A 426-nucleotide genomic window follows, 5' to 3' on the forward strand; every position below is an offset into this window, starting at 1 on the left:
GATTATTTGAATTTACTTCATTGCAGCACTTAGCTGATGAACAAGTGGAACGTCACTCGCCTGTTTTTCGTGGCCAAAACAAAGTCCTTGTCGCATTAAGCGAAGGTGATAATATTTCGCAAAAAGAGCTTGCAGAACGCCTTGAAATGAGTGTTCAATCAACTGCTGAATTTGTCACCAAGCTAGTGAAAAAGGATTTTGTGACGAAAACGAAATCACCAACTGATGGTCGCATTCAATTAATTAAGTTAACTGAAAAAGGCCGTCGTGAAGCTGAAAAAAGCTTATTTTACATTCCTGAATACTTAGATTATCTTGACCCTGAGGATTGGACACAATTGGCAGCGATGCTAGATAAAATGAACGATGGTATTCGTGATCATTTGAAGATTGATGGTATCCAAAACTTGGGTACTCGGATTATGT

1 protein-coding gene is annotated in these 426 nt (G+C 38.5%); it reads left to right on the forward strand.

The genetic code is table 11. The features are described from left to right. The coding region (locus C1I98_RS46720; protein ID WP_111172262.1) for a MarR family winged helix-turn-helix transcriptional regulator at nucleotides 1-426 on the forward strand (426 nt) is incomplete at both ends.

The sequence above is a fragment of the Spongiactinospora gelatinilytica genome (assembly GCF_003236385.1).
Taxonomy (GTDB): Bacteria; Actinomycetota; Actinomycetes; order Streptosporangiales; family Streptosporangiaceae; genus Spongiactinospora; species Spongiactinospora gelatinilytica.